Origin of the sequence: Sulfitobacter sp. UBA4523, from assembly GCF_002388305.1 — a bacterium.
GTDB lineage: Bacteria > Pseudomonadota > Alphaproteobacteria > Rhodobacterales > Rhodobacteraceae > Sulfitobacter > Sulfitobacter pontiacus.
The window spans coordinates 42,809-47,982 of the sequence record NZ_DGMH01000065.1; the positions used below are offsets into that span (position 1 = coordinate 42,809).

At 61.0% G+C, this 5,174-nt stretch carries 6 protein-coding genes and 1 pseudogene; 3 read left to right on the forward strand and 4 right to left on the reverse strand.

What is annotated here, in order from left to right; translation table 11 throughout:
- Together B3849_RS15155 and B3849_RS15160 are read right to left on the reverse strand one after the other, a co-directional pair.
- Positions 1-434 (reverse strand): annotated as a pseudogene (locus tag B3849_RS15155) (carbamoyl phosphate synthase large subunit); the annotation flags it as partial.
- 148 nt (positions 435-582) lie between these two features.
- Positions 583-1,347, reverse strand: coding sequence for an alpha/beta fold hydrolase (locus B3849_RS15160; protein ID WP_278425541.1), 765 nt, complete (start codon positions 1,345-1,347; stop codon positions 583-585).
- Between the two features lie 54 nt (positions 1,348-1,401).
- Between B3849_RS15160 and B3849_RS15165 the strand changes: the two genes are divergently transcribed.
- Positions 1,402-1,776: a hypothetical protein gene (locus B3849_RS15165; RefSeq protein WP_278425542.1), complete on the forward strand. Its 375-nt coding sequence runs from the start codon at positions 1,402-1,404 to the stop codon at positions 1,774-1,776.
- Positions 1,777-1,938: 162 nt separating this feature from the next.
- On the opposite strand, the gene glyA is transcribed toward B3849_RS15165, so the two are convergent.
- On the reverse strand, positions 1,939-3,216 hold the full coding sequence (gene glyA, locus B3849_RS15170; protein WP_286780406.1) for a serine hydroxymethyltransferase: 1,278 nt from the start codon (positions 3,214-3,216) through the stop codon (positions 1,939-1,941).
- Positions 3,217-3,387: 171 nt separating this feature from the next.
- Here glyA and B3849_RS15175 point away from each other — a divergent pair, with 171 nt between their 5' ends.
- A complete protein-coding gene (locus tag B3849_RS15175; RefSeq protein WP_005849487.1) occupies positions 3,388-4,143 on the forward strand; it encodes an NAD kinase in 756 nt (251 codons plus the stop codon).
- Between the two features lie 111 nt (positions 4,144-4,254).
- The gene (locus tag B3849_RS15180; protein ID WP_005849485.1) at positions 4,255-4,452 is read left to right on the forward strand and encodes a CsbD family protein; all 198 of its coding nucleotides are present in this window, start codon (positions 4,255-4,257) and stop codon (positions 4,450-4,452) included.
- Positions 4,453-4,523: 71 nt separating this feature from the next.
- Here B3849_RS15180 and B3849_RS15185 read toward each other — a convergent pair.
- A partial coding sequence (locus B3849_RS15185; RefSeq protein WP_286780407.1) for an AMP-binding enzyme occupies positions 4,524-5,174 on the reverse strand: 651 nt, incomplete at its 5' end.

The following is a 5,174-nucleotide window of genomic DNA, read 5'->3' on the forward strand; positions in this document are numbered from 1 at the left end:
TTGGGGTTTTCGATGCCCAAACGGTCCATCGCCTCGCGGAAGAGCTTGCGATCCTCTGCCATTTCAATGGCTTCGCGTTTCGCGCCGATCATCTCGACGTTGAATTTCTCGAGCACGCCCATCTCTTCGAGCGCGAGCGAGGTGTTCAGCCCGGTCTGACCACCCATCGTTGGCAGCAGCGCGTCTGGGCGCTCTTTCTCGATGATCTTGGCGACGATTTCAGGGGTGATGGGTTCGATGTAGGTGGCATCCGCCAGCCCCGGATCGGTCATGATCGTCGCAGGGTTGGAGTTCACGAGGATGACGCGGTAGCCTTCCTCTTTCAGGGCCTTACAGGCCTGCGCGCCGGAGTAGTCGAACTCGCACGCCTGACCGATGACAATGGGCCCCGCTCCAATGATCATGATCGACTGGATATCGGTTCTTTTTGGCATGGCTCAGGCCCCCGGATGTTTGCAAATTCTCCGCGTTATAGGCTTTGGGGGGAGAGGTGCAAGGGGGCATGTCGGGATATGGGGCGTGTTTTCAGGCAACACCCATGTGGCAGGGGCGCAGCACCGCCCGATGCGGTGCCCCTTTGCCTCACCCCAGCGTCAGGAAGGCCCGCAAAGACGCCTCGAAGTCGCGCGGCTTTTCTGCATGCAGCCAATGGCCTGTGCCCGGCAGCTTGGCAAAGCGCGCTTGCGGGAACAGCGCCTTGATCACGGGGCGGTCTTCGGGTTTGACATAGGTGGAGTTGCCGCCGGACAGGAACAGCACCTCCCCCTCGTATCGTCCATCGACCCCATCGGGCCAGCCGACGATCTTGGACATCTCTGCCTCAAGCACATCAAGGTTCAGCTTCCACGTCTTGTTGGGCACATCCAGCGACTGGGTGAAAAAGCTTTGCAACGCAGGCTCGACCCCCGCAGCCGCCAATTGGTCAGAGGCGTCGGCGCGGCGGGTGAGCGTACCCAGATCGACCGTGCGCATCGCATCGATAAACTCTTGCTGGCTGTGGCCATAAGCGACAGGAGCGATATCGGCGACCACCAGACGGTTCACGAGTTCGGGATGATTCAGCGCCAGCATCATGGCCGCCTTACCGCCCATCGAATGCCCGCAGACGTCCATTGGCGCGCCAAGATGGGTGATGACCTCTGCCAGATCGGCGGCCATCTCGGGGTAGCTTTGCGTCTGCGCGCGCGGGCTGTCCCCGTGGTTGCGCATGTCGACGGTCACCACGCGGCGCTGGTCGGACATCCGTTTGGCGATCACGCCCCAATTGCGGCCTGACCCGAAAAGACCGTGCACGATCAGCAGGGCAGGGGCGTCGCCTGTGGTGCCATATTCAGTGTAATTCAACATGCCCAAGATGTAGGGCCATTGCAGCCGATGTGCCAGACCGTTTAGGGTTGAAACATGCTGGATCAAAAAGACCTAGAGACCAAGGCACGTGAAATGCAGCGCGGCTTGCAGGCAAAGCTGGGTGTGCAGGGGCGCGATGTCTCTCATGCGTTGGCGCGCGCAGGGCGACGTCTGCCCGCGCGGGTGCGGCGTGAAGGCAGGGTCTTTGCACAGGCGGCTTTTATGGCGCGCAACCCCAAGATGGCACGCAGGCTCGAGGGCGCGACGGTGCAGACCGCCTATGACCGCGTGATGGACCATCTTGCCGGGATCGACGTGGCCGAACGGCGCAAGGACCGCTGGCTTGGTCTTGCGGCCAGTGTGGCGTTCAATCTGATTTGCGTTGCGGTGGCGTTCATCACGTTTCTGTGGTGGCGCGGCTACGTCTGACGGGCGCTGCCGTTGCGACCGACTACGCAAAAGCCCCGCTGCGGACCTGCAAGCGGGGCTTTGTTTCGAGGCATGGTTTGGGGCGCTGCCCCGCCCTTGCGGGCCCCCGGGATTTAATCCATTTGGAAGGGCCCGGGGCACATCGCATTAGAGGTCGGGGCTTTAGAGGTTGGGGTAGATCGGGAAGCGGGCGCAGAGCGCTTCGACTTCGGCTTTGACCTTGGCTTCGACCTCGGCGTTGCCATCGGCCCCATTGGCGGCCAGCCCGTCGACGACCTCGATGATCCAGTCGGCGATCTGACGGAATTCATCCTCACCAAACCCGCGTGTTGTTGCCGCCGGCGATCCCAAACGGATGCCGGAGGTGACCATGGGCTTTTCAGGGTCAAACGGCACACCGTTCTTGTTGCAGGTGATATGCGCGCGGCCCAGGGCTTTTTCGGTGTCGTTCCCTTTGACGCCTTTGGGGCGCAGGTCGACCAGCAGCAGGTGGGTGTCGGTGCCGTGTGTGATCGTGTCGAGCCCGCCTTTGATCAGCTGGTCGCTGAGTGCTTGGGCGTTCTTGATGACCTGTTGGATGTAGGTCTTGAACTCGGGCTTGAGCGCTTCACCAAAGGCCACGGCCTTGGCGGCGATCACATGCATCAGCGGGCCCCCCTGAATACCGGGGAAGATGGCCGAGTTGAACTTTTTCGCCAGCGCTTCGTCGTTGGTCAGGATCATGCCACCGCGCGGACCGCGCAGGGTTTTATGTGTGGTGGTTGTCGCCACATGCGCATGGGGGAAGGGGGAGGGGTGCTCGCCCGCAGCGACCAGACCGGCAAAATGGGCCATGTCCACTTGCAGGTAGGCACCGACCATATCGGCAATCGCGCGCATCCGCTTGAAGTCGATCTGGCGCGGAATGGCGGAACCACCGGCGATGATCAGCTTGGGCTGGTGCTCTTTCGCGAGCGCTTCGACCTGGTCATAGTCAAGCTGGTTGTCTTGTTTGCGCACGCCGTACTGGATGGCGTTGAACCATTTTCCGGATTGGTTCGGCTTGGCCCCGTGGGTCAGGTGGCCGCCCGCGTCGAGGCTCATGCCCAGAATGCTGTCACCGGGTTGCAGCAGCGCGGTGAACACGCCCTGGTTGGCTTGGCTGCCCGAATTCGGTTGCACGTTGGCGAAGTCGCAGTTGAACAATTTGCACGCGCGTTCAATCGCCAGGTTTTCCGCCACATCGACAAAATCACACCCGCCATAATAGCGGCGGCCCGGGTAGCCTTCGGCATATTTGTTGGTCATCACCGACCCCTGCGCCGCCATGACAGCCGCAGACACGATGTTTTCGGAGGCGATCAGTTCGATCTCGTTACGCTGGCGACCCAGCTCGTCTGTGATGGACCCAAAGATTTCGGGATCGGCTTCGGACAGGGGGGTGGTGAAAAAACCGGACATGGGCGTGGTTCCTTTGACTACGTGTGCGGGTTGCGGGCTATCTAGCTTAATCCGGCACGGGGGTGAAGGTCGTAATGCGCCGGTCGCACCGTCATATGCGGCAAAGCTGGTAGGTCGGCGCGATATGTGGTTCTTTTGACTGTGAATATCCCTCATTGGAAACATCCGCCCATGAAGATCGCTTTTATCGCCAGCCGCTCTGATGTTGCACAGGATGCGTTGACGGCGCTGAGCGCACGATACGGCAATGTCACGCGCGAGGAGGCAGAGGTTATCGTCGCCCTCGGGGGGGACGGGTTCATGCTGCAGGCGCTGCACGACTCGCAAGAGCTGTCGACGCCGGTCTATGGCATGAACCGCGGCACCATCGGGTTCCTGATGAACGCCTATGCCGAAGAGGATCTGGTGGATCGTCTGCGCGCAGCAGAAGAGGCGGTGATCAATCCGCTGGTGATGGTCGCCACACATGCGAATGGCGAGACTTCCAAGGCGCTGGCCTTGAACGAGGTCGCCTTGCTGCGCGAGGGGCCGCAGGCCGCCAAGCTTCGGATCAGCGTCGACGGGCGCGTGCGGATGGAAGAGCTGGTCTGCGATGGCGCACTGGTGGCGACGCCTGCCGGGTCCACCGCCTATAATTACTCCGCGCACGGCCCGATCCTGCCGATTGGCGCAGATGTGCTGGCCCTGACGGCGATGGCGGCGTTTCGGCCACGGCGCTGGCGCGGGGCCTTGCTGCCGAAAACAGTGACCGTGCGCTTTGATGTGCTGGAGCCCGCCAAACGCCCTGTGATGGCCGACGCCGACGGGAATTCCTACCGCGATGTCGTTGCGGTCGAGATCACCTCGGACCCGTTGATCAAGCACCGTATCCTGTTCGATCCGGGCCACGGTCTGGAAGAACGGCTGATCAGCGAGCAGTTCAACTAATCCGCGTTTCAGACGGAACCGCGGTGCCTTTGGCGCGTTGATATTCCGAGACGCATGAGAGGCCATTCAGGTGCTTTCATCGTTTGGAATTTTAGCAAAAGGAGACCTGACATGAATTGGGATACAATCAAAGGTAACTGGAGCCAGATGACCGGTAAGGTCAAAGAAGAATGGGGTGATCTGACCGACGATGACCTGACAGAAGCCGCCGGCGAACGCGACCAGCTGGTCGGCAAGATTCAGGCGCGCTACGGCGTTGCCAAAGACGAGGCGGAGCGTCAGGTAGACAGCTTCGTGGCCAAACACTAACTGGCCTAGATATCGAATAGAAAAGGCGGCTGTTACAGCCGCCTTTTTCGCGTTCTGGGGTGCCGGATCTATCAGGTATCCTTGGCGTAGCCGATGGTTTGCAGCGCCGACTTTATCTCGTCCAGAATGGCCGGATCGTCGATCGTTGCGGGCAGTTTGAACGGCTCTGCATCGGCCAATTTGACCATCGTCGCCCGCAGGATCTTGCCTGAACGCGTCTTGGGCAAGCGATCCACCACCAGCGTCATCTTATAGGCTGCCACTGGCCCGATCTGGTCACGCACCCGTTGCTGGCATTCGGCTGCAATCTCGGCATGGGGGCGGTCGACCCCTTTGGACAGGCACACAAACCCCATCGGGGCTTGGCCCTTCAGCGGATCGTTGACGCCGATCACGGCACATTCAGCCACATCGGGGTGGCCGGCCAGAACCTCCTCCATCGCGCCGGTGGACAAGCGGTGACCGGCGACGTTGATCACGTCATCGGTGCGCGCCATGATATAAAGATATCCATCCTCGTCGATCCTGCCCGCATCCCCCGTTTCGTAGTATCCGGGATAGGTCGTGAGGTAACTTTTGCGGAAGCGATCTTCGGCATTCCACAGGGTTGGCAGCGTGCCGGGAGGCAGGGGCAGCTTGATCGCGATAGACCCCAAAGTACCAGCGGGTTGCGGCTCGCCCGCCTCGTTCAGGATTTGCACGTCATAGCCCGGCATCGGCAC

Coding starts and splice junctions, on each gene's coding strand:
- B3849_RS15175 (WP_005849487.1), top strand. CDS start 3,388: ATGAAGATCGCTTTTATCGCCAGCCGCTCTGATGTTGCACAGGATGCG.
- B3849_RS15180 (WP_005849485.1), top strand. CDS start 4,255: ATGAATTGGGATACAATCAAAGGTAACTGGAGCCAGATGACCGGTAAG.
- B3849_RS15165 (WP_278425542.1), top strand. CDS start 1,402: ATGCTGGATCAAAAAGACCTAGAGACCAAGGCACGTGAAATGCAGCGC.
- glyA (WP_286780406.1), bottom strand. CDS start 3,216: ATGTCCGGTTTTTTCACCACCCCCCTGTCCGAAGCCGATCCCGAAATC.
- B3849_RS15160 (WP_278425541.1), bottom strand. CDS start 1,347: ATGTTGAATTACACTGAATATGGCACCACAGGCGACGCCCCTGCCCTG.